Annotated in this window: 23 protein-coding genes and 5 tRNA genes; 22 read left to right on the top strand and 6 right to left on the bottom strand. The window is 65.0% G+C overall.

The window, feature by feature from the left end; all coding sequences use genetic code 11:
- Positions 1-34: 34 nt before the first annotated feature.
- Entirely contained in the window at positions 35-385 is a 351-nt protein-coding gene (locus NDK18_RS05230) for a DUF2069 domain-containing protein (protein ID WP_250625371.1), read from the bottom strand.
- Positions 382-984: an NAD(P)H:quinone oxidoreductase gene (gene wrbA, locus NDK18_RS05225; RefSeq protein WP_250625372.1), complete on the bottom strand. Its 603-nt coding sequence runs from the start codon at positions 982-984 to the stop codon at positions 382-384. The genes NDK18_RS05230 and wrbA overlap by 4 nt, the downstream gene beginning before the upstream one ends.
- A gap of 106 nt (positions 985-1,090) precedes the next feature.
- Here wrbA and NDK18_RS05220 point away from each other — a divergent pair, with 106 nt between their 5' ends.
- Together NDK18_RS05220 and NDK18_RS05215 are read left to right on the top strand one after the other, a co-directional pair.
- Positions 1,091-2,377, top strand: coding sequence for a YihY family inner membrane protein (locus NDK18_RS05220; RefSeq protein WP_250625373.1), 1,287 nt, complete (start codon positions 1,091-1,093; stop codon positions 2,375-2,377).
- Entirely contained in the window at positions 2,374-2,847 is a 474-nt protein-coding gene (locus NDK18_RS05215; RefSeq protein ID WP_250627250.1) for a TlpA family protein disulfide reductase, read from the top strand. Before NDK18_RS05220 ends, NDK18_RS05215 begins: the two co-directional genes overlap by 4 nt.
- On the opposite strand, the gene prfA is transcribed toward NDK18_RS05215, so the two are convergent.
- Together prfA and hemA are read right to left on the bottom strand one after the other, a co-directional pair.
- A complete protein-coding gene (gene prfA, locus NDK18_RS05210) occupies positions 2,844-3,923 on the bottom strand; it encodes a peptide chain release factor 1 (protein WP_250625376.1) in 1,080 nt (359 codons plus the stop codon). The genes NDK18_RS05215 and prfA overlap by 4 nt on opposite strands.
- Positions 3,924-3,954: 31 nt before the next feature.
- Positions 3,955-5,226 (bottom strand): glutamyl-tRNA reductase, encoded by a 1,272-nt coding sequence (gene hemA, locus NDK18_RS05205; RefSeq protein WP_250625377.1) that lies wholly within the window; start codon positions 5,224-5,226, stop codon positions 3,955-3,957.
- Positions 5,227-5,491: 265 nt separating this feature from the next.
- Between hemA and NDK18_RS05200 the strand changes: the two genes are divergently transcribed.
- The 8 genes from NDK18_RS05200 to ychF all read left to right on the top strand — a co-directional run bounded on the left by NDK18_RS05200 (position 5,492) and on the right by ychF (position 12,833).
- Positions 5,492-7,084 (top strand): tetratricopeptide repeat protein, encoded by a 1,593-nt coding sequence (locus NDK18_RS05200; protein ID WP_343219679.1) that lies wholly within the window; start codon positions 5,492-5,494, stop codon positions 7,082-7,084.
- Complete coding sequence (locus tag NDK18_RS05195; protein ID WP_250627249.1) at positions 7,081-7,680, top strand: outer membrane lipoprotein LolB; 600 nt, start codon at positions 7,081-7,083, stop codon at positions 7,678-7,680. The genes NDK18_RS05200 and NDK18_RS05195 overlap by 4 nt, the downstream gene beginning before the upstream one ends.
- 35 nt (positions 7,681-7,715) lie before the next feature.
- A complete protein-coding gene (ispE, locus tag NDK18_RS05190) occupies positions 7,716-9,167 on the top strand; it encodes a 4-(cytidine 5'-diphospho)-2-C-methyl-D-erythritol kinase (RefSeq protein WP_250627248.1) in 1,452 nt (483 codons plus the stop codon).
- Between the two features lie 9 nt (positions 9,168-9,176).
- Positions 9,177-9,253, top strand: a tRNA-Gln gene (locus NDK18_RS05185).
- A gap of 125 nt (positions 9,254-9,378) precedes the next feature.
- The gene (locus NDK18_RS05180; RefSeq protein ID WP_250625900.1) at positions 9,379-10,317 is read left to right on the top strand and encodes a ribose-phosphate diphosphokinase; all 939 of its coding nucleotides are present in this window, start codon (positions 9,379-9,381) and stop codon (positions 10,315-10,317) included.
- 73 nt (positions 10,318-10,390) lie between these two features.
- Complete coding sequence (locus tag NDK18_RS05175; protein WP_250625381.1) at positions 10,391-11,047, top strand: 50S ribosomal protein L25/general stress protein Ctc; 657 nt, start codon at positions 10,391-10,393, stop codon at positions 11,045-11,047.
- A gap of 51 nt (positions 11,048-11,098) precedes the next feature.
- Positions 11,099-11,689, top strand: a complete 591-nt coding sequence (gene pth, locus NDK18_RS05170; protein WP_250625901.1) for an aminoacyl-tRNA hydrolase — start codon at positions 11,099-11,101, stop codon at positions 11,687-11,689.
- A gap of 55 nt (positions 11,690-11,744) precedes the next feature.
- The gene (gene ychF / locus NDK18_RS05165; RefSeq protein ID WP_250625383.1) at positions 11,745-12,833 is read left to right on the top strand and encodes a redox-regulated ATPase YchF; all 1,089 of its coding nucleotides are present in this window, start codon (positions 11,745-11,747) and stop codon (positions 12,831-12,833) included.
- A gap of 63 nt (positions 12,834-12,896) precedes the next feature.
- Here ychF and NDK18_RS05160 read toward each other — a convergent pair whose 3' ends face one another.
- Entirely contained in the window at positions 12,897-13,286 is a 390-nt protein-coding gene (locus NDK18_RS05160) for an STAS domain-containing protein (RefSeq protein WP_250627247.1), read from the bottom strand.
- 10 nt (positions 13,287-13,296) lie between these two features.
- Positions 13,297-15,528, bottom strand: a complete 2,232-nt coding sequence (locus tag NDK18_RS05155; RefSeq protein ID WP_250627246.1) for a SpoIIE family protein phosphatase — start codon at positions 15,526-15,528, stop codon at positions 13,297-13,299.
- 131 nt (positions 15,529-15,659) lie between these two features.
- Between NDK18_RS05155 and NDK18_RS05150 the strand changes: the two genes are divergently transcribed.
- The 12 genes from NDK18_RS05150 to rplL all read left to right on the top strand — a co-directional run bounded on the left by NDK18_RS05150 (position 15,660) and on the right by rplL (position 21,546).
- Entirely contained in the window at positions 15,660-16,163 is a 504-nt protein-coding gene (locus NDK18_RS05150; protein WP_250625392.1) for an acyl-CoA thioesterase, read from the top strand.
- A 58-nt stretch (positions 16,164-16,221) separates the two neighbouring features.
- Positions 16,222-16,307, top strand: a tRNA-Tyr gene (locus NDK18_RS05145).
- 40 nt (positions 16,308-16,347) lie between these two features.
- Positions 16,348-16,421: transfer RNA gene (locus NDK18_RS05140), tRNA-Gly, on the top strand.
- Positions 16,422-16,443: 22 nt separating this feature from the next.
- Positions 16,444-16,519, top strand: a tRNA-Thr gene (locus NDK18_RS05135).
- A gap of 51 nt (positions 16,520-16,570) precedes the next feature.
- The gene (tuf, locus tag NDK18_RS05130) at positions 16,571-17,761 is read left to right on the top strand and encodes an elongation factor Tu (RefSeq protein WP_250625393.1); all 1,191 of its coding nucleotides are present in this window, start codon (positions 16,571-16,573) and stop codon (positions 17,759-17,761) included.
- Between the two features lie 97 nt (positions 17,762-17,858).
- Positions 17,859-17,934 (top strand) — tRNA-Trp (locus tag NDK18_RS05125).
- 61 nt (positions 17,935-17,995) lie between these two features.
- Positions 17,996-18,382: a preprotein translocase subunit SecE gene (gene secE, locus NDK18_RS05120; protein ID WP_250625394.1), complete on the top strand. Its 387-nt coding sequence runs from the start codon at positions 17,996-17,998 to the stop codon at positions 18,380-18,382.
- An 8-nt stretch (positions 18,383-18,390) separates the two neighbouring features.
- Positions 18,391-18,951 (top strand): transcription termination/antitermination protein NusG, encoded by a 561-nt coding sequence (gene nusG, locus NDK18_RS05115; protein WP_250625395.1) that lies wholly within the window; start codon positions 18,391-18,393, stop codon positions 18,949-18,951.
- Between the two features lie 213 nt (positions 18,952-19,164).
- Positions 19,165-19,593 (top strand): 50S ribosomal protein L11, encoded by a 429-nt coding sequence (gene rplK / locus NDK18_RS05110; protein WP_250625396.1) that lies wholly within the window; start codon positions 19,165-19,167, stop codon positions 19,591-19,593.
- 3 nt (positions 19,594-19,596) lie between these two features.
- A complete protein-coding gene (gene rplA, locus NDK18_RS05105; protein WP_250625397.1) occupies positions 19,597-20,304 on the top strand; it encodes a 50S ribosomal protein L1 in 708 nt (235 codons plus the stop codon).
- A gap of 284 nt (positions 20,305-20,588) precedes the next feature.
- Positions 20,589-21,116, top strand: coding sequence for a 50S ribosomal protein L10 (gene rplJ, locus NDK18_RS05100; RefSeq protein WP_284691513.1), 528 nt, complete (start codon positions 20,589-20,591; stop codon positions 21,114-21,116).
- 61 nt (positions 21,117-21,177) lie between these two features.
- Positions 21,178-21,546, top strand: coding sequence for a 50S ribosomal protein L7/L12 (gene rplL, locus NDK18_RS05095; protein WP_250625398.1), 369 nt, complete (start codon positions 21,178-21,180; stop codon positions 21,544-21,546).
- Positions 21,547-21,708 lie beyond the last annotated feature (162 nt).

The raw sequence follows: 21,708 nt of genomic DNA, 5'->3' as shown, positions 1-21,708 counted from the left end.
CATTGACGATGGAGTCCAGTATAGGCACCGCCCGTTATCCCGGCGTGGGTGTTTTCGGCCGGCGCACGCCTGCGCCAAGCGTGCCGATCAGGAGCAGTGTCAGGCCGATTTCCAGCAAGGCCGGCACGCGTTCGGCAGGTGACGACCACGCTTCGGCGATGCCATGGCAGAAGTAGAACAGGCTGAGGATGCCCACCCACAGCAAGGCACGGCGTTTATCCGGTAACGAGAACACCGGCAGCAGCAGGGGTACGAGCGTGATTCCCAACACCAGCCATAGCGACACCTGGCTCGGGGGAAACATGACGCCGTGCCACGCCAGCTGCAGCAGCACCAGCGCCGCCCATGCCACCAGGCCCGTCACCTGTTCGCGGGGCGTGCTCATGGCGTTCCGGCCAGGCGTCGCGCCACGTCGGCCAGGCGCCGGCCCAGGGCGCGGGCCAATTCACGTTCATGCTCGGTGATGGTGTTGTCGCCACCGGCACCGGAGACATGGCTGGCGCCGTAAGGCGTACCGCCAGAGGCCGTACTGGTGAGGGCGGGCTCCGTATACGGCAGTCCGACCAGCAGCATGCCGTGGTGCAGGAGCGGTAGCGCCATCGACAGCAAGGTCGACTCCTGGCCGCCATGCATGGTGCTGGTGGAGGTGAACACGGCCGCCGGTTTGCCGGCCAGGGCTCCGGAGGCCCAGTGCGCACCGGTGGAGTCGATGAAGTGCTTCAGGGGAGCTGCCATGTTGCCGAAGCGGGTGGGGCTGCCCATGGCCAGGCCAGCGCATTGGGCAAGGTCGTCCAGTGATACGTAAGGTGCGCCTTCCTCCGGCTCCGGCGGCTGGGCAAGCGCGGTGACCGGTGCCACCGGCGGTACCTGGCGCAGGCGCGCCTGCATCCCCGGGATTTCCTCCACGCCACGCGCCACCAGGCGTGCCAGCTGGGCGGTATGGCCATTTCGGCTGTAGTAGAGGACAAGGATGTCAGCGGGCATGGGCGGACCTTGGGACAGGCGATACATGATGCAAACTGCGGTAGTCTGGCAGATGTAGCGCCCAGGTTGTCATGGGCGCGGCATTGCGTGCCCGATGGAATAACGGATGCTCCCGCGCTACAACCGCGACCGCATATTCAGCTTCGCCCGGTTCACCTGGTTGCGCTTCGTCGATGACAAGTGCTTCGAGACGGCCGGCGCCCTGTCGTACACCACGCTGGTGTCGCTGGTGCCGCTTACCGTCGCCGTGTTCGCCATCCTGTCGGCCTTCCCGGTATTCGCACCCTGGCGCCAGGCCATCAGCGATTTCGTCTTCCATAATTTCGTGCCCGAAGCCGGGTTCAAGGTGCAGGAATACATGCTGGCCTTCGCCGACAAGGCGAGCCAGCTCACCGGCATCAGCGTGCTGGTGATGCTGTTCAGCGCCGTGACCATGATGATCAGCATCGAGGACCGGCTCAACCGCATCTGGCGCGTGCACAAGGCGCGCGGATGGGGTGCCCGCCTGCTGCTGTATTGGGCGGCGCTCACGCTCGGCCCGATCCTGGTGGTGGGCGGCCTTATCGTCTCGTCCTATATGTCGGCGCTGCCGCTGGTGTCGGAGGCCGCGCAGACCCTGGGCCTGAGCCAGCTGCTGTTCCGCACGCTGCCGTTTTTCATCACGGGGCTCACGCTCTGGCTGATGTACACGATGATCCCCAATCGCCGCGTGCGCTTCCGGCACACCGCCATTGGTGCCTTGATCGGCGCGGTGTGTTTCGAGGTCGCCCGCTGGGGGTTCACCGTGTTCGTGCGCAACGCGCACACTTATGACGAGATCTACGGCACGCTGGCGGCGATACCGATCTTCCTCCTATGGATTTACCTGTCCTGGATCATCGTGATCCTCGGCGCATCGATCGCGGCGTCAATCTCGGCGTTCGAGTACCACGCGCCATCGTCGATGCTGCCGGAGGGTGCGGAATTCCTTGGACTGCTGGTGGTGCTGCGGCACTTCATCGAAGCGCAGCGCTGCGGTGAAAGCATCGACCCGGCCGCCGTGCGCGATGCCGAGCCCTACCTGCAAACGCACGCGGTCATCCGGTATTTCGACGACCTTGCCCGCGCCGACATGGTCCAGCGTGGTGAGGGCGGCGGCTGGATGCTCACCCGGAGCCTGGACAGTACCGAACTGTTGCGCGTGTATCGCTGCACGCACTACCGCTTGCCGCTGCGGCCGCGCGAACAGGCCGCCGCGCTGCGTATCGACCTGCCGCCACGGCTGCTGGCCATGCTCGACGCCCTGGCCGAGGCGCTGGACGCCACCCTGGGCGCGCGCCTTGATACCGTGTATCCGGCACCCGACATCCATCCGATACCCGAATCCACCGTCCCCACGGAGAAAGCTTCATGAAGTTGCCGTACCTTGCCGCAGGAATTGCCCTGCTTGCGGCCGCCGCCCCTGCCCTTGCGGCCATGCCGGAAAAACCCACCCTGCAGGTGAAGACCCTCGACGGCAAGCCATTTGATCTCGCCCAGCACCGTGGCAAGTGGGTGATCGTGAATTACTGGGCTACCTGGTGCGCCCCGTGCATCAAGGAAATGCCCGAGATTTCCGATTTCGTGAAGACCCACAAGAATGTCGAGGCGATTGGCCTGGCCTTCGAGGACACCGACAAGGCGGAAGTGGCAGCGTTCGTGCAGAAGCACCCGGTGTCCTATCCGATCGCCCAGGTCGATGTGATCGACCCGCCGAAGGATTTCGATCCGCCCAAGGGCTTGCCCACCACTTACCTGATCAAACCTGACGGCACGCTTGCGGCGCCGATCGTCGGCGGCGTGGACAAGGCAAAGCTGGCGAAGCTGATTCCCGCCAGCCCTTAGGCTGCCGTCAGCGACTGCAATTCATCCGCCTGGTGTTCGCGGGTGAGCGTATCGACCAGTTCATCCATGTCGCCGGCGAGCGTTTCGGGCAGGCGGTAGATGGTGAGGTTGATGCGGTGGTCGGTGATGCGGCCCTGCGGATAGTTGTAGGTGCGGATGCGCTGGCTGCGGTCACCGCTACCCACCTGCAGCCGGCGTGACTCAGCTTGGGCGGCGCTCTGCTTGCTGCGTTCCTCGTCCAGCAGGCGCGCCTTGAGCAGGCTCATGGCGCGGGCACGGTTCTTGTGCTGGCTGCGCTCATCCTGGCATTCGACCACGGTGCCGGTGGGCAAATGGGTGATGCGGATGGCCGAGTCCGTCTTGTTCACGTGCTGGCCACCCGCGCCAGAGGCACGGAAGGTATCGACTTTCAGGTCCCCATCGCGGATCTCGATGTCGTTGATCTCGTCGATCTCGGGAAGGATCGCTACGGTCGCCGCCGACGTATGGATGCGACCTTGCGATTCGGTCTCCGGAACGCGTTGCACGCGGTGCGTGCCCGATTCGAACTTCAGCCGTGAATAGGCCCCGCGGCCTTCCACCCGGGCTACCACTTCCTTGAAACCGCCGTGCTCGCCTTCGCTGGCGGAGAGGATCTCCACCGTCCAGCGCTGGCGCTCGGCATAGCGGGTGTACATGCGGAAGAGGTCGCCGGCGAAGATCGCCGCCTCGTCGCCGCCGGTGCCCGCGCGAACTTCCAGGAACAGGTTGCCCTCGTCGCGCGGATCCTTCGGCAGCAACAGCACCTGCAGCTGGGCATCGAGTTCCACCAGGTGGGTTTCCAGCCGGCCGATGTCCTCGACGGCCATGTCACGGAAATCAGGGTCATCGAGCATGCCGCGGGTCTGGGCCAGTTCTTTCTCGGCCGCATCGTGCGCGGCAAGCGAGGCGGCCACCGGTTCCAGCTGGGCATATTCGCGCGACAGTTCGCGAAAGCGCGTGTTGTCGGCCATGACGTCGGGCTGCGACAGCAGGATGCCCACCTCTTCATGGCGTTCGGCGAGGGCTTCGAGTTTGCGGCGAATCGAGGGTGTCATGCGGGGCTATCGAAAGACGTGCAGCCATCCATCATGCGGAAGGTGCCTCGTCCGCGTCCAGTCCGTAGAGGCGCCCGGCGGCATGCAGGAGGTCAAGATCGCCTGCAAGCGCCGCATCGCGCAGGCGTGCGCTGGGCGCGTGCAGCAATTTGTTGGTGAGCGTATTGGCCAGGTACGCCAGGGCTTCTTCCGGCGACTTGCCGTTGCGGAGCATGGCCTGGGCACGCAACAGCACTTCGTCGCGATGGGCTTCGGCGGCGCTTCGCATGTCCAGCGCGGGGTTGCGCACGCTCAGGGCCCGGCGCCACGACATGTAGCGCTGCACCTGCAGTTCGATGATGGCCTCGGCGTCGAGCGCGGCGCTGGCGCGCGACTTGCGGTTCTCGTCGATCACCTGGCGAAGGTCGTCGATACCGTAAAGATAGACGTCGTCGAGCGTGGCGACGCCAGGGTCGATGTCGCGCGGCACGGCGATGTCCACCATGAACATCGGGCGGCGGCGGCGCTGGCCGATGGCGGCGGCCACCATGTCCCGCGTAACCACTGGCTGGCGCGAGGCGGTGGAGGTGATCACGATGTCGGCTTCGGCCAGGTGCCGGGGCAGGTCGTGCAGGGCAATGGCATAACCGCTGTGCTGGCTGGCCAGCGCCTGGGCGTTCTCGAGCGTGCGGTTGGCCACCAGCAGGCGGCGTACTTTCTTGTCCGCCAGGTGGCGGGCGGCCAGTTCAATGGTTTCGCCAGCACCGATCAACAGGACACAGGCCTGGCGCAGGTCCGTGAACACCTGCTCGGCCAGGCGCACCGCGGTGTATGCCACCGACACCGTATGCGCACCGATACGCGTATCGGTGCGCACGCGCTTGGCCACCGCGAACGTGTGCTGCAGCAGGCGGTCCATGGGAGCCCGCAGCGACTGGGCCTCCCTGGCTATCTGGTAGGCATCCTTCACCTGGCCAAGGATCTGGGGTTCGCCCAGTACCAGGGAATCCAGCCCCGTCGCCACGCGGAACATGTGGCGTACGGCTTCATCCTCGAAGTGCGTGTAAAGGAACTCATCGAGCCGTTGCGGGGTCATACGTTGCTGGTGCGACAGCCACGACTGCGGTACGTGCTCCGCGCCTGGTGTCACGGAACAGTAAAGCTCGGTCCGGTTGCAGGTGGACAGGATCATCGCCTCTTCCACGCCGGGTTGGCGCTTGAGGTCGTCCAGGGCTTGCGAGGACAGCGCGCCATCGAATGCCACCTGCTCGCGCAAGGCCACCGGCGCGGTGAGGTGGTTGAGCCCGAGAGCGATCAGCGGCATGGCGTGGTGGTTGCGTCCGTGGGAATCATGGCGTGTTGCAAGGCGTAGGCTAAGCTGTGCCCGCGGGCGGCAACACCTGCCCCCGGCAACGAGAACCGATGGCAACTGGAGAGCAATTGTGGGGAGCGGCAAGGCCAGATTCAAGCAACTGCGGCAACGTGTGACCACCGCCAGCGGTATTTTGCTCCTTGTTGGGTGCGCAAATACCGCCACCCGGTTGCCTCCCCCCAAGCCCGCGCCGCCCCAGCCGCTGGACCACCTTACCGTGGCCACCCTGCCGCCGGAGCGTGACGTCATGGCGCAGTTGCTGGAAGGCGATTTTGCCCTTTCCCGCACCGATCTGCCCGCCGCCTCGGCCGCCTATGGCCGGGCAGCTGAGCTTTCCGATAACCCGGCGGTGGCCGAACGCGCCGCCCAGCTGGCGCTGGCCACCCACGATACCGCCGCCAGTGACCGGGCCCTGTCCCGCTGGCAACAGCTTGGCGCAAAGCCCGCCCAACTTGCGGCGATGCGGGCGGAATTGGCCCTGGACCGCGGTCAGGGCGAGGAGGCCCGCAAGCAGCTTCAGCTGTTGGTGGACACCCATGATGCCGATGCATGGCGCGATTTCGGCCGGGTGCTGGTGAATGCCCGCGACTCCGCCCAGGCCGCGCGGATGCTGGAGGCGGTGGCCACGCCCGACCGCTTGCCGAACGATTCAGAAGCCTGGCTTGCGATGAGCGAGCTGGGTGACCGGCTAGGCCGCCACGACTACGCGCAGAAGATCGCCGACGGTGCGCTTGCGAAGTTCCACGATGCCCGCAGTTACGCCTGGGCCGGCCAGATGCGCTTCAAGGCGGGCGACAAGGCTGGCGCCAAGGCCTATTTCGGCAAGGCCCTGGCCAAGAGCCCGAAGGATGTCCACCTGCGCCTGGCCTATGCCACGCTGCTGGGACAGTCCGGCGAGGAAGCCGCCGCCACCAAGCTGCTCAAGGACGGCCCGCAAAGCCCGGAAACCTTCGCCATCCGCACCGCCCTTGCGGCCAAGCGCAATGACCGCACGGAACTGGCCCTGATCTACGCCCAGATCAAGCGCGCCCCGGATGAAACCCAGGCCAATACCGCCTACCTCGCCGGTCAGCTGGCGGAACTGCTTGGCAAGCCGGACGAAGCCCTGGACTGGTACGACCAGGTGGCCGACGGCGACTCGCACGCCTTCGATGCCGATGCCCGCTCTGCCGTGGTGCTGCTGCAGCAGGGTCGTTCCGAGGAAGCCCACGCGGCTGCCCAGCAGATGCAGATGGATTACGCCGACCAGCCAGAGCAACTGCGCCGCGCCATCGTGGTCGATGCCGAGCTCTACATGCGTGAGCGCCGCTTCACCGACGCCGCTGATGCCTATGGCCGCGCGCTGCGGGTGACCCCGGATGATCCGGAACTGGTGTATTCGCGCGGCCTGGCTTACGCCGAGGCCGGCAAGGTGGATGCCGCGGTGGCCGACCTTCGCCATGTCCTGGATCTGAAGCCCGGCGACGTGGACGCCAGCAATGCACTCGGTTACACGCTGGCCGATGCCAACCGCGATCTGCCCGAGGCCGAGCAGCTGGTGAAGGCCGCACGCGATGCCCATCCAGACGACCCCGCCATCGCCGATTCATGGGGCTGGGTGCAATACCGCCTCGGTCACCTCGATGTAGCCGCGCAGACCCTGCGTGGCTCGTGGGCTGCCCGGAAGGATGGCGACGTCGGCGCGCACCTGGGCGAGGTGCTGTGGAAGCTCGGCAACAAGGACGAAGCCCGCCGTGTCTTCGACCAGGTACGCAAGCTCGACCCGAAGAACACCGCCCTGATCGACGCGGAAAAAAGGCTTCATCCGTGAAGGTGAGATTGACCGCCCTGGCCGGCATGCTTCTGCTGGCCGGCTGCGCTACCACGCGCCCGGTGCGGATGGTCGGCGACCCTGCCACGGTAGCCGCCCAGGAAACCCGCGAAACCGCCCTCTCCGGACGAGACCACTGGACGCTCACCGCCCGCATGTACGTGGGTAACGGCAAGGATGGCGGCAGCGGCGACCTTACCTGGGTGCAGGACGGCGACCGCTACGACTTCACCGTGGCCTTCCCCGGTCGCCAGGTACGGCTGTCGGGCGATGCCGGCGGCGCGCTGCTGGAAGGGGCCGACAAATCCGGCCCCCTGCATGGTCCGGATGCCGAAAGCTTGATGGACAAGGCACTGGGATTTCGTGTGCCCCTGGCGGACCTCAAGGCCTGGGTGATGGCGGTGCGCGCCGCCGGCAAAACGGCGGACGTCCATTTTGGCGCTGACGGCCTGCCCAGCGAACTGGTCCAAGACGGCTGGACCATCGTTTATCCCGAGTGGGATCCGGCCGCCCAGCCTCGTCTGCCGATGAAGGTCTACGCCACGCGTGCGCCCTATACGGTGAAGCTGGCCCGGATGGGGTGGGAGTTTCGCTAGACTTGGCGGTCTTTCCGCCTGCCTGGCTCCCCCGCATGCCTTCATCCCACGCGCCCGCCCCGGACGCGCCCTGGACCATCGTCCGCGCCGTCTATGACGATATCGACGCCCTTTGCGCGATCGAGCGAGCGGCCGTGGAGCTCTTCCGCAGCCACGCGGCTTGGCCGTTCTATGCGGCAATGAGCATTCCGCCGGATGTGCTTCATGAAGCCATCGGCAAGGGACTGGTCTGGGTGGCGCGCCTGGCCGACCGTACACCGGTGGGTTTCGTCTGGCTGGATGCGGAGGAGGGTGGCTCTACCATCGGCCTGGCCGAGATTGACGTGCTGCCTGGCCATGCCCGCCAGGGCATCGGCTCAGGCTTGCTCGAGCACGCCTGTGCCTGGGCCCGGTCGGCCGGCTACCACTCGGTTGACCTTGGCACCCTGGCAGACGTCAGCTGGAACGGCCCGTTCTACGCCCGCCATGGCTTCGTGCCGGTCGACAAGAATCACCCGGAATTCGCCTTTGCCCTGGAGCGCGACCGCGACAACGGCTTTCCAGACGGCTTGCGTGTCTTCATGCGCCGGGAGCTGGCGCCGCTGGGCCCGGGCGACTGGATGTCGCTGCCGGCGCCGGCGAAGCTGAACCTGTTTCTGCGCCTGACCGGTCGCCGGCCCGATGGTTACCACGAACTGCAGACGGTCTTCCGCCTGCTCGAATGGGGCGATGAGGTCCGTTTGCGCGTCCGCGACGATGGCCGCATCGAGCGCGGGGCAGGCGCACCGGGGGTGGAGCCTGAGGCCGATCTGGCGGTGCGCGCAGCGCGCCTGCTCGCCGAGCACACCGGTTGCCGCCTGGGTGTGGATATCGAAGTGGAAAAGCGCATTCCCGCCGGCGGCGGACTGGGCGGCGGCAGTTCCGATGCCGCCACCGTGCTTGTGAGCCTGAACCGGCTGTGGAACCTGTCCTTAAGCGAGGACGAACTGGCCGCCCTGGGCTTGAAGCTCGGCGCCGATGTCCCGGTATTCGTCCGTGGCCGTTCGGCCTGGGCGGCAGGGGTGGGCGAGCGCGTGCGGCCGATCAAGCTGCCCCAGCGCTGGTATGTGGTGGTCGATCCGGGCGAACAGGTGCCTACGGCAGCGCTGTTCCAGGCTCCCGAATTGACACGGGAGGCCCCGGAAGCGACAATTTCGGCCTTTGTTTCAGGGCAAGTAGGCGAAAATGCCTTCGAGCCGGTCGTTCGCGCGCGCTACCCCCGGGTGGCCGCCGCGCTGGACTGGCTCTCGGGCTTCGGCCGCGCGCAGTTGTCAGGAAGTGGTGCTTGCGTCTTCCTCGAGACGAGGACCTACGACGCGGCACTGGCCGTGGCCCGGCAGGTTGATCCCTCGATGAACGCGTGGGTCAGCGCCGGCCTGGGTCGCTCGCCGCTGCGGATGACGCTCGAACGCTTCGATACGCCCCGGCGCAAGCCGGGTCACAAGAGTCACAAGAAAAAGAAACATTGAACACGCTGTTGGGGCGTCGCCAAGCTGGTTAAGGCACGGGATTTTGATTCCCGCATGCGCAGGTTCGAATCCTGCCGCCCCAGCCATCCCGAAAGGGCTGGTCGTTGGTTATCAGGCATCACGCAATCAAGGTCGCGCGGCGCCCCGCTTCAAGCGGGATGTCCTGGGCAATGAATCACTCACGAGGTCTCAAGTGGACACGTCCACCCCGATGCTCTTCACCGGTAATGCCCACCGCGCCCTGTCCGAGGACGTTTGCACGCGCCTGAACGTTCCGCTGGGCAAGGCCCAGATCGGCCGCTTCAGCGATGGCGAGGCACAGATCGAGATCGAAGAGAACGTCCGCCGGCAGGAAGTGTTCGTCATCCAGCCCACGGGCGCGCCCAGCGCGGAGAACCTCTTCGAGTTGCTGGTGCTGGTCGATGCGCTCAAGCGCGCCTCGGCGGCCTCGGTGACGGCGGTGATGCCCTATTTCGGCTATGCCCGCCAGGACCGCCGGCCGCGTTCGGCTCGCGTGCCCATCACCGCCAAGCTGGTGGCCAAGATGATCGCCACCGCCGGCGTCGACCGCGTGCTCACGGTCGATTTGCACGCCGACCAGATCCAGGGTTTCTTCGATATCCCGGTCGACAACGTCTACGCATCACCCGTGCTGCTGGCTGACATCTGGCGCCACCACAGCATGGACGACATCATCGTGGTCAGCCCGGATGTGGGCGGCGTGGTGCGCGCCCGTGCGCTGGCCAAGCGCCTGGACGACGCGGACCTGGCCATCATCGACAAGCGCCGGCCCAAGGCCAATGTCGCTACGGTGATGAACATCATCGGCGACGTCGAAGGCAAGACCTGCGTGCTGGTGGACGACATCGTCGACACCGCCGGCACGTTGTGTGCGGCCGCCGCCGCGCTGAAGGAAAAGGGCGCGCGCAAGGTCGTGGCCTATTGCGTGCACCCGGTGCTCTCGGGAGCGGCCATCGCCAACATCGAAGGCTCGCAGCTGGATCAGCTGGTCGTCACCAATACCTTGCCGCTGCGCGCCGATGCACTGCGCTGCGCCAAGATCCGCCAGCTCTCGGTCGCCGAGCTCCTGGCCGAAACCATTCGCCGCATCGCCTTTGGCGAGTCGGTAAGTTCGCTGTACATCGATTAACCACTCACCTGGTCGCGGGTGAGTGTCTTGGCCACCGCGAGGTGGCTTCTTGTGAAAACTGAAGGTAACAACCATGGCAACCCAACATGTAATCTCGGCCCAGGGCCGCAAGGACGAGGGGAAAGGTGCGAGCCGCCGCCTGCGTCGTGCGGGCTTTGTGCCGGCCGTCGTCTACGGTGCCGGCCAGGAGCCGGAAAGCATCCAGATCGAGCACAATACCGTTCTGCTGGCCTCGCGCCACGAGTGGTTCTTCTCCTCCGTGCTCGACCTCAACGTCGACGGCAAGACCCAGAAGGTGCTGGTGCGTGACTGGCAGAAGCATCCGTTCAAGATGTTGATGCTGCACATGGACTTCCTGCGCATCAACGAGAACGAACTGGTCCGCGTCGCGGTGCCCATCCACTTCCTGAACCAGGAAAAGTCGCCTGCCGCGAAGACCGCTGGCCTGGTGATCTCGCACAACCTGACGGAAGTCACCGTGTCGTGCCTGCCGGGCAACCTGCCGGAGTACCTGGAGCTTGACCTCACCAGCCTGACCGAAGGCGACATCATCCACCTGTCCGAGATCAAGCTTCCGGCCAACGTGGAGATCCCGGAGCTGGCCCTGGGCAAGGAACACGACGTCGCCGTCGTGACCGTCGCCTCGGTCCGCGAAGAAGTGGACGAGACCCCGGCCGTCGAAGGCGACGCCGCGGCCCCGGCCGCCGCCCCGGCGCCCGAGAAGAAGTAATCGGCCGCACCCTGTCCGCTTCGTGCGGGCAGGGTGCGTTCGTTTGCACGCATGGAAGGCCTGCGCCTTATCGTCGGCCTCGGTAACCCCGGGGCCGAATACCTCCGGACGCGGCACAACGCCGGGTTCTGGTTTGCCGATGCGCTGGCAGCGCTTCATGGCGAGCGATTCGGTTTCGACGGCAAGCTGCACGGCGAGGCCTGCAGGGTGCGTATCGCCGGCGAGGCGATCTGGCTGCTCAAGCCCGCCACCTTCATGAACAAGAGCGGCATCGCCGTGGCTTCGGCGCTGCACTACTACAAGATTCCTCCCGAACATTGCCTGGTGGTGCACGACGAGCTCGACTTGGAGCCCGGCACCGTGCGGCTGAAGTTCGACGGAGGCCATGGTGGCCAGAACGGCCTGCGTGACATCGCAGCCCACCTGGGCCATGGCAAATACCACCGCCTGAGGGTTGGCATCGGCCATCCCGGGCACAAGGACAAGGTCACCCCGTGGGTGCTCGGACGCCCCTCGGCAGCCGACGAGGACGCCATCATGGATGGCATCGGTCGCGCCTTCGACGTGTTGCCGCTTGCCGTGGCCGGCAATTTCCACGAGGCGATGAAGCGGCTGCACACGGCTGCGGATAAACTTCCCTAGATTTCGCGACGGCGCGCAGGCGCTTCGCCCCCACTTCACCTTGGCGGTTCCTTCCATGGGTATCAAATGCGGCATCGTCGGCTTGCCCAACGTCGGCAAGTCCACCCTGTTCAACGCGCTCACCAAGGCGGGCATCGCCGCGGCGAACTTCCCGTTCTGCACCATTGAACCCAACGTAGGCGTGGTGCCGGTGCCCGATCCGCGCCTGGCCGCGCTGTCGGCGATCGTCAAGCCGCAGAAGATCCTGCCCACGACCATGGAGTTCGTCGATATCGCGGGCCTGGTGGCCGGCGCATCGAAGGGCGAGGGCCTGGGCAACAAGTTCCTGGCCCACATCCGCGAGGTCGACGCCATCGCCCACGTGGTGCGTTGCTTCGAGGGTGATGTCATCCACGTCGCCAACAAGGTCGATCCGATCGCCGATATCGAGACCATCGATACCGAACTTGCGCTGGCCGATCTGGAATCGGTAGAGAAAGCCCTGAACCGCGCCGAGCGCGCCGCCAAGGCCAACGACAAGGAAGCGCTGGCGCGCAAGCCCGTGCTGGCCAAGCTGTTCGCCGCCTTGAGCGAAGGCAAGGCGGCGCGTGTCGCGGGCCTGGATGAAGAGGAACGCGCCCTGGTGCGCGACATGTTCCTGATCACCATGAAACCGCTGATGTACATCGCCAACGTGCTCGAGGACGGTTTCCAGGACAACCCGCACCTGGACCGCGTACGCGCCCACGCCGCGGAAGAGGGCGCAGAAGTCGTGCCGGTGTGCGCCGCCATCGAGGAAGAACTTTCCCAGATGGACGATGCCGACCGCGACGAATTCCTTGCCGACCTCGGCCTCTCCGAGCCTGGCCTGAACCGCGTGATCAACGCCGGCTACAAGCTCCTGGGCCTGCAAACCTATTTCACTGCCGGCGAGAAGGAAGTGCGCGCGTGGCAGCTCAAGCGCGGCTCTACAGCGCCGCAGGCCGCAGGCGTCATCCACACCGATTTCGAGCGCGGCTTCATCCGCGCCGAGACGGTCGCCTATGACGATTTCATCAAGTACAACGGCGAATCCGGCGCGAAGGAAGCTGGTCGCCTGCGCCTGGAAGGCAAGGATTACATCGTGAAGGAAGGCGACGTGCTGCACTTCCGGTTCAACGTGTAACTGCCCTGGTGTCATGGCCTCAAGACGCGGGCGCCTTCATGGCGCCCGCTTCGCATTGGTGATCTACGAATCCTTGCTCTCGGCGATCACCTTGCGCTGCATCGTGTCCAGGTAGGCATCAAGTTCCGCGATCGAGGTGAACACCTCGTTCACCGGTACAGCCTTGACGATATCGAACACCTTGCGCACCTGCGGCTGCGGGTTCACCAGCAAGACCGTGCCGCCGCGCGCCTGCATGGCACGGCGCATCTTGGCAATGCTGCGCAGGCCCGCACTCGAGATGTAATCCAGCCCCTTCATGTCCAGCACGAGGGTGGCGTTGTCGTTGACACCCTCACCAGCGGTGACGGCGGCCGCATCGAGTTCGGGAGCGGTCTGTGCATCCAGGCGGCCGCCGATGGCAAGCGTGGCCAGTCCGCGGTCCTGCTGTTGGTGATCAATGGTGAGGCTCATGCGCCGTTCCTCATGATGTGGATGGTGAAGCAAAGCGAAGGCTCACCACATTACCGCCTGGCTCGCGCTGGCAATGCGCCGTGTCGGCCAGCTGGCGCGCCAGCTGGATGCCAAGGCCGCCTACCTGCCCGTGATCGGTGGGCTCGGGGTGGGCGAAGGGGTCGAACGGCGGTCCATCGTCGCGGATGCACAGGTCGAAGCCGTCGTTCACCGCCTCGAGCGAGAGGTCGATGTTGGTGGCACTGGAATGGTCGACGATGTTCACCAGCAGTTCTTCCGCCGCCAGGCGAATGTCGGCCCTGGTTTCCTCGGCGGCGCCGGCGTCCCTCGTAAACGCCTCGGCGGCATCGAGCAGGGCATACACGGCATCGCGCTGAGGCGCTATGCGTTGGGAGAATCGTGTGCGCATGCCCCTACCTTGCCAGTTCAGTGCCAGCAAGGCGATATCGTCGGACTGGTGGAAGTGGCCGGCGTGCGCTGAAACGGCGGCCAGCAGCCGCTCGATGCGGATGCGGCTACCCGCTTCGTGCGTGCCCGACATGGCTGCAATAAGGCGCGATTCGCCAAAAAGTTCGTGGAAGCCATTGTCAGCTTCGGTGATGCCGTCGGAATACATCAGCAGCTCGTCGCCGGGCAGAAGCCTTGTACTGACCAGCGGAAAGTCGGCGTCCTTCTGCAGGCCGAGCGCCGGCCCGCTTTCCAAGGCAACGGGCACGCAGGTATCGCCCCGGCACAACACCGGTGCGTCGTGGCCGGCACTGGCCACGAAGAGCTTGCCGCTGGAGCGATCCACCGTCGCACAGACCAGGGTAACGAACATGCAGGCATCGTTATCCGGTTCCAGTTCCGCGTTGAGCTCGGCCAGCAATTGGTCGGGCGCGGCGGCGTCGCGGGCCAGGTTGCGGGCAAGGGTGACGGTGCGGGCCATGAACAGCGCCGCCGCCACGCCCTTGTCGGATACGTCGCCCACCATCAGCCACAGGCGATCGGGCTGCACCAGGTAGAAGTACAGGTCGCCTCCGACCGCCTGGGCCGGTTGCAGGTGGGCATGCAGCTCGAAGTCGGCATCGGCGTGCCTGGGTGGCGGCAGCATCGAGGTCTGGATCAACCGCGCGATGTCCAGTTCGCTGGCCAGGCGCTCGCTGGCCCGGCTGCCCTCGGCGACGGCCTCGATCTGGGCGGCCAATTCCACGCGCATGCCCTCGAAGCTCCGCGTCAGCCGCCCCACCTCGTCGCTTGACGGGCTGGGCGGCAGGGCATGGCCACGGTCGCCGGCGGCGATCCGCTCCGCCTGCAAGGTCAGGGCCGACAGAGGTGCCAGCAATCGTCGGCTGATGGTCAGGATCAGCGCCGAGATCGCCAGCAACCCGAACAGGCCCAGGGCGAGGTCGGTCAGGAAGGTGCGGCGCATGTCGGCGTAGATGCGTGATTCGGGGATGACCAGGCCGAACTGCCAGGGCGTGCCCGCCACGGGCGTGACGTAAGCCCAGCTCGGTTCATTGACCCGGGCACCATTTTCCGCCGTAAGGCGCATGGGGGCGCCTTTGCTGCGGATGATTGAGCTCGTCAGGAACGCACTGGCCCGCGTACCGACGAAGCCCGGACGCTCATGGGCCAGCATCAGCTGGTTCTCGTCCATCACGAAGGCATAGCCGCCAGCAGGTTCCGGAAGGCTGCCCAGCAGGGCCTGGAGCCAGTTGAGGGTCAGTTCGGAGGCCACCACGCCGGCGTTGCGTTCCATCGGCTGGATGAAGCCGACGACGCTGCCGCCTCGCGTATCAGCCATGAAGGAGCGCTGCCAGCAGCCGTCGGCGCACGACAGGCCCTGGGCGTACCAGGCGTCGGTCTTGTCCTGGGGAAGCTCCAGGCTGCGGATGGCGCCGCCAGGGTCGCGAATGACCAGCAGGGTAGAGCGGGGCAGGTGGGTGGCGGGCTTGAAGGACACGGCAATGCCCGAGAGATCCGGATGTCCACGCATGACGTCAGGCAACATGGTGGCGGCATCCGCTGCCTGGCCGGGCAGCACCGTATGCAGCACGCGGGTGATGGCCATCGCGTCGCTTACCCGTGCCGCGATCCGAGCCGCCGTGCCATTGGCCAGCGCCAGCGCCTCACGATGGGTCTGGGCCAGCACCTGGCGGCGGGTATGCTCAAGCAGGGCCGCGCCAGTGACGCCCAGCACCAAGGCAGACCCCAACAGCATCCAGGTCGCGAGCCTTGCCGAGACACTGCGAAAAATCATCCTGATCCTCCCCCGGGGCGGTGGCCGTCATGGCCCGGGCTGCGCGCCCGTTTCCTGTCTCGAGGAACCTTACATCGGGCCGGCGGCCGCTGTCGCATAATGTAGGCATCCCGATACGGCATTTGAGAGTCATGGCTGGCACACAACCCGACGTCAATTTTCGTTTCCTGGCCCAGCCCACCGACGTCAACTTCGGCGGGAAGGTCCACGGCGGCATGGCCATGAAGTGGATCGACCAGGCCGGATATGCCTGCGCCGTGGGCTGGAGCGGCGCCTACTGCGTCACCGTGTCCGTCAGCGGCATCCAGTTCATCGCCCCGATCCTGATCGGCGATCTGGTCACCGTCAAAGCCCGGCTGATCCACACCGGCACGTCCAGCATGCACTTGCTGGTGGATGTCTTCGCCCGGGATCTGAAAGCCTCCGATGAGCGCTTGTGCACCAGTTGCGTGATGGTTTTCGTCGCCCTGGACGCGCCCGACGGCAGGCCCACGCCGGTTCCCGCCTGGACTCCGCAATCCGAAGAAGCGCGCCAGTTGCAGATTTACGCGCGGAAACTGGCCGAAATGACCCGTGAAATGGAGCGCGAAGTCGCTGCCCACCGGCCGCCGGCAACCACCGATATCTCCGCCTGAAACGTCCACGAGATGTTGACAGCCCCGCACCCCCGCCACACAATAGGCGTTCTTTGTTGGAGGGATACCCAAGCGGCCAACGGGGGCAGACTGTAAATCTGCTGGCTTACGCCTTCGGTGGTTCGAATCCACCTCCCTCCACCAGACATTCCTGCAGTTGAAGGAATGCGGGTTTTCCGCTTAGGCGGGAGTAGTTCAATGGTAGAACTTCAGCCTTCCAAGCTGATTGTGCGGGTTCGATTCCCGTCTCCCGCTCCATTGCTGCTTCGGTTTTTGCATTGCTCATGTAGCTCAGTCGGTAGAGCACTTCCTTGGTAAGGAAGAGGTCGCTGGTTCGATTCCAGTCATGAGCACCATCTTGGCTTTACTACCACTTCTATCATCGACTCCATCGGGGTTTAGCGCGCATGGCAAAGGGTAAATTCGAACGCACCAAGCCGCACGTCAACGTCGGCACCATCGGTCACGTGGACCATGGCAAGACGACCTTGACGGCAGCGCTGACGAAGGTTGGCGCCGAGCGCTTCGGTGGAGAATTCAAGGGTTACGACCAGATCGACGCGGCGCCGGAAGAGAAGGCGCGCGGCATCACGATCTCGACGGCCCACGTGGAATATGAATCCGCGGTGCGTCACTACGCGCACGTGGATTGCCCGGGCCACGCCGACTACGTGAAGAACATGATCACGGGTGCGGCGCAGATGGACGGCGCGATCCTGGTCTGCTCGGCCGCCGACGGCCCGATGCCGCAGACGCGCGAGCACATCCTGCTGTCGCGCCAGGTGGGCGTGCCGTACATCGTGGTCTTCCTGAACAAGGCGGACATGGTGGACGACGCCGAGCTCCTGGAGCTGGTGGAAATGGAAGTGCGCGAGCTGCTGTCGAAGTACGAGTTCCCGGGCGACGACACCCCGATCATCCACGGCTCGGCCAAGCTGGCGCTGGAAGGCGACCAGTCGGAAATCGGCGTGCCGGCGATCATCAAGCTGGTCGATGCGCTGGACACCTACATTCCGGAGCCGGTGCGTGACATCGACAAGAGCTTCCTGATGCCGGTGGAAGACGTGTTCTCGATCTCCGGTCGCGGCACGGTGGTCACCGGTCGTATCGAGCGCGGCATCATCAAGGTCGGCGACGAAGTGGAAGTGGTCGGCATCATCGACACGGTCAAGACCACGGTCACGGGCGTGGAGATGTTCCGCAAGCTGCTCGACCAGGGCCAGGCGGGCGATAACGCCGGTCTGCTGCTGCGCGGTCTCAAGCGTGACGACGTGCAGCGCGGCCAGGTGCTGGCCAAGCCGGGTTCGATCAAGCCGCACACGACCTTCGAGGCCGAGGTGTACGTGCTGTCGAAGGACGAGGGTGGCCGTCATACGCCGTTCTTCAAGGGCTACCGTCCGCAGTTCTACTTCCGCACCACCGACGTCACCGGCGCTTGCGAGCTGCCCGAGGGCGTGGAAATGGTGATGCCGGGTGACAACGTGAAGATGGTGGTCACCCTGATCCACCCGATCGCGATGGACGACGGCCTGCGTTTTGCCATCCGTGAGGGCGGTCGTACCGTCGGCGCGGGTGTCGTGGCCAAGATCATCAAGTAAGCTATAGGGCTCCGGGGTGTGTCCCCGGGGTCGGAAAAGGTCGATCGGCGAGCGGTGCAAAGCATCGCTCGCCGTCGCGTTACAGGTTTATAGACGTACGCCAGTAGCTCAATTGGCAGAGCAGCGGTCTCCAAAACCGCAGGTTGGGGGTTCGAGTCCCTCCTGGCGTGCCATATCGAGGAATGAAGGCGGGCGATTCGTGGCCAACAAGGCACGGTTCGGCAGCCCAAGCGCATGAATACCAAGGCCGAACAAGCCCGGGGCGTGGGTGCCGCCGATGCCGCCAAGCTGGTGCTTGCCGCCATCGTGCTGGTCGCCGGCATCGTCGGGTTCTACTATTACGGGCAGGCGCCGCAGCTGACCCGCGTGGTTGGCGTGCTGGCCGCGATCGTCATTTCCGGCGCCATCGTGGCTTTCACCGGCCCGGGCCGCAGGCTCCGTCATTTTCTTTCCGAGTCGCAGTTCGAACTTCGCAAGGTCGTCTGGCCGACGAAGGAAGAAACGCTCAAGACTACTGGTGTGATCATCGTCGTGGTGATCATCCTGTCGCTGCTGGTGGGCCTGATCGACTGGTTGTTTAAGGCGATCGTGCTCGACTGGCTGCTCAAACTCGGACATTGAGGTAAGGCATGAGCCTCCGCTGGTACGTTGTTCACGCCTATTCCGGTTTCGAACACCAGGTCAAGCGCGCCCTTGACGAGCGCATCAAGCGCGAGTCGATGGAAGAGCGATTCGGCGAAGTCCTGGTACCGACCGAAGAAGTCATCGAAATGCGCGGCGGCCAGAAGCGCCGCAGCGAGCGCAAGTTCTTCCCGGGTTATGTCCTGGTGCAGATCGAAACCGATACCGAGGGCAAGGGCCCGCGCATCGACGACGAATGCTGGCACCTGGTGAAGGAAACCCCGAAGGTCATGGGCTTCATCGGCGGCACCGCCGACCGTCCACTGCCCATCAAGGATACCGAGGCCGAGGCCATCCTCAGCCGCGTCCGCGAAGGCGTTGAAAAGCCCCGTCCCAAGGTGCTGTTCGAGCCGGGCGAAATGGTCCGCGTCACCGAAGGCCCCTTCAACGACTTCAACGGCGTCGTCGAGGAAGTCAACTACGAGAAGAGCCGCCTGCGCGTGGCCGTGCTCATTTTCGGTCGTTCTACCCCGGTAGAACTGGAATTCGGTCAGGTCGAGAAAGCCTGACTTTCGCCGCCTTTTCGGCGGCGAATCACGTATCCGGCACGCGATTTGCACTAAGGCCGCCGGATGCCTATAATGCCCGGTTCACGCTGGCGGCTCATGCCCCGGCGTGTCCGTGTTTAGAGGCCCCGTCATGGATGCGGGCCCTTGTCCTGCCAGGAATGGCCTAAAAGCGAGGAGCCTTCATCGGCGCCTGCACTCGCGAGGAAACTAAAGATGGCAAAGAAAGTCACCGGTTACATCAAGCTGCAGGTCAAGGCCGGCCAGGCCAACCCGTCGCCGCCCGTGGGTCCGGCCCTCGGCCAGCGCGGCCTGAACATCATGGAATTCTGCAAGGCCTTCAATGCCGCCACGCAGAAGATGGAGCCCGGCGCGCCGGTCCCCGTGGTGATCACCGCCTATTCCGATCGCAGCTTCACCTTCGCCATGAAGACTTCCCCGGCCACCTATTGGCTGAAGAAGCTCACCGGCACCGCCAAGGGTTCGTCCAAGCCGAACACCGACAAGGTGGGCAAGGTCACCCGCGCCCAGCTCGAAGAAATCGCCAAGAACAAGGACGCCGACCTCACGGCCGCCGACCTGGATGCCGCCGTGCGCACGATCGCCGGCAGCGCGCGTTCCATGGGCCTGGTAGTGGAGGGTTAAGACATGGCAAAGATCACCAAGCGCATGAAGGCCGCAACGGCCGCTGTCCAGCCGGGCAAGAACTACTCCCTCGACGAAGCCCTGAAGATCGTCAAGGACAACGCCAAGGCCAAGTTCGCCGAGTCCGTGGACGTTGCCGTCCGCCTGGGCATCGACGCGAAGAAGTCCGACCAGGGCGTCCGCGGTTCCTCGCTGCTGCCGCACGGCACCGGCAAGACCGTCCGCGTGGCCGTGTTCGTGCCGCCGGGCGAGAAGGCTGACGCGGCCCTGGCCGCCGGCGCCGACGCCGTGGGCATGGACGACCTCGCCGAGAAGATGCAGGCGGGCGACCTCAACTACGGCCGCGTCATCGCCACCCCCGACGCCATGCGCGTCGTCGGCAAGCTCGGCCAGGTGCTCGGTCCCCGTGGCCTGATGCCGAATCCGAAGGACGGCTCGGTTACCGCCGACGTCGCCACGGCGGTCAAGAATGCCAAGGCCGGCCAGGTCAAGTTCCGCAACGACAAGGGCGGCATCATCCACGCCACCATCGGCAAGTCCACGTTCGAGGCCGCGCAGCTGGCCGACAACCTGAACGCGCTGATCGCGGATCTGCTCAAGGCCAAGCCCGCCGCGGCCAAGGGTCAGTACGTGCAGAGGGTTGCGCTCAGCAGCACGATGGGCGTTGGCGTGCCGGTGGATCCGTCCACTCTGGCCGCCGCTGCCAAGTAATTCGCTTTATGCCGCAGCGCCGATGTCGGCGTTGCGGCCCATTTGAGGGCAGTCCCGAAAGGGGCCGCCGTCAAAGACCGCAGGTTGGGGCTTGCCCCTGTAATTGACGTTCGCTTGGAAAGGAACAACGGCCTGCGCAGATGGTGTCGCCCGGACAGGTTTACCTGGAACGGCCACCAAGGCGGCATCGAAAGATGCCGGCGGATCCGGCAAGGATGCATGGATTCGTTTAACGCTAGGAACGTAATGCCCGGACGGCATTGCATTCCGGTTCGGAGAAAGCAATGGCGCTCAATCTTGCGCAAAAGAAAGAGGTCGTTGCCGAACTGGCGAACGTGGCTGCCACGGCACATTCCCTGGTTGCTGCCGAGTACGCGGGTATCACCGTTGCACAGCTCACCGAGCTGCGCAAAAAGGCTCGCGAGTCGGGCGTGTTCTTGAAAGTAGCCAAGAACACCCTGGTTCGCCGTGCCGTCGAAGGCACGGATTACGCTGCCGCGACCGACAAGCTCGTCGGTCCGCTGGTGTATGCCTTCTCGGTGGAAGACCCGGGTGCCGCTGGCCGCCTGATCAAGGAATTCGCCAAAGGCAACGACAAGCTGAAAGCCAAGCTCGTAGCGATCGGTGGCCAGATTTACCCTGGCACCCACGTCGACGTGCTGGCCTCGCTGCCTACCCGCGAACAGGCACTGGCGATGCTCGCCGGTGTGCTCGCTCAGCCCGCCACCATGCTCGCGCGCGTTCTGGCCGAGCCGGCGTCGCAGATGGCCCGCGCGATCGGTGCGGTCCGCGACCAGAAGCAGGCGGCCTGAAGGCACTTCGCCAACGGCAATTCGTAAAAATATCCAGTTAGAAAATTCCAGGAGTTAACCCATGTCCGCTGCAGAAATCGTAGAAAAGATTGCCGCCATGTCCCTCGTTGAGGTCATGGAACTGGTCAAGTCCATTGAAGACAAGTTCGGCGTTTCCGCCGCTGCCCCGGTTGCCGTGGCCGCTGGCCCCGCCGCCGCCGCTGGCCCGGCCGCTGAAGAGCAGACCGAGTTCAACGTCGTGCTGGTCAGCGCCGGCGCGAAGAAGATCGACGTCATCAAGGTTGTCCGCGCCATCACCGGCCTGGGCCTGAAGGAAGCGAAGGACCTCACCGAGGCTGGTGGCGTTCTGAAGGAAGGCGTTTCGAAGGAAGATTCGGCCAAGTTCAAGAAGGACCTGGAAGAAGTCGGCGCCACCGTCGAACTGAAGTAACCGGCGCCTTGCGCGCCGTCAGTTCGCTTTAGCGTCAAGCGGAGCCTGGGGGTGAAAACCCCCGGGCTTTGCCCGTTGTCCGTGCCGTGAAGTTGTACCCGTACCAAACCATCCCCATGTTGTCGGGCATGGGACATCGCCAATAGGCCGCAACGGCCTTCT

The organism is Pinirhizobacter soli, from assembly GCF_015905305.1.
GTDB classification, from domain to species: Bacteria; Pseudomonadota; Gammaproteobacteria; order Xanthomonadales; family Rhodanobacteraceae; genus Pinirhizobacter; species Pinirhizobacter soli.
This window is presented reverse-complemented; position numbering and strand designations above follow the sequence as displayed.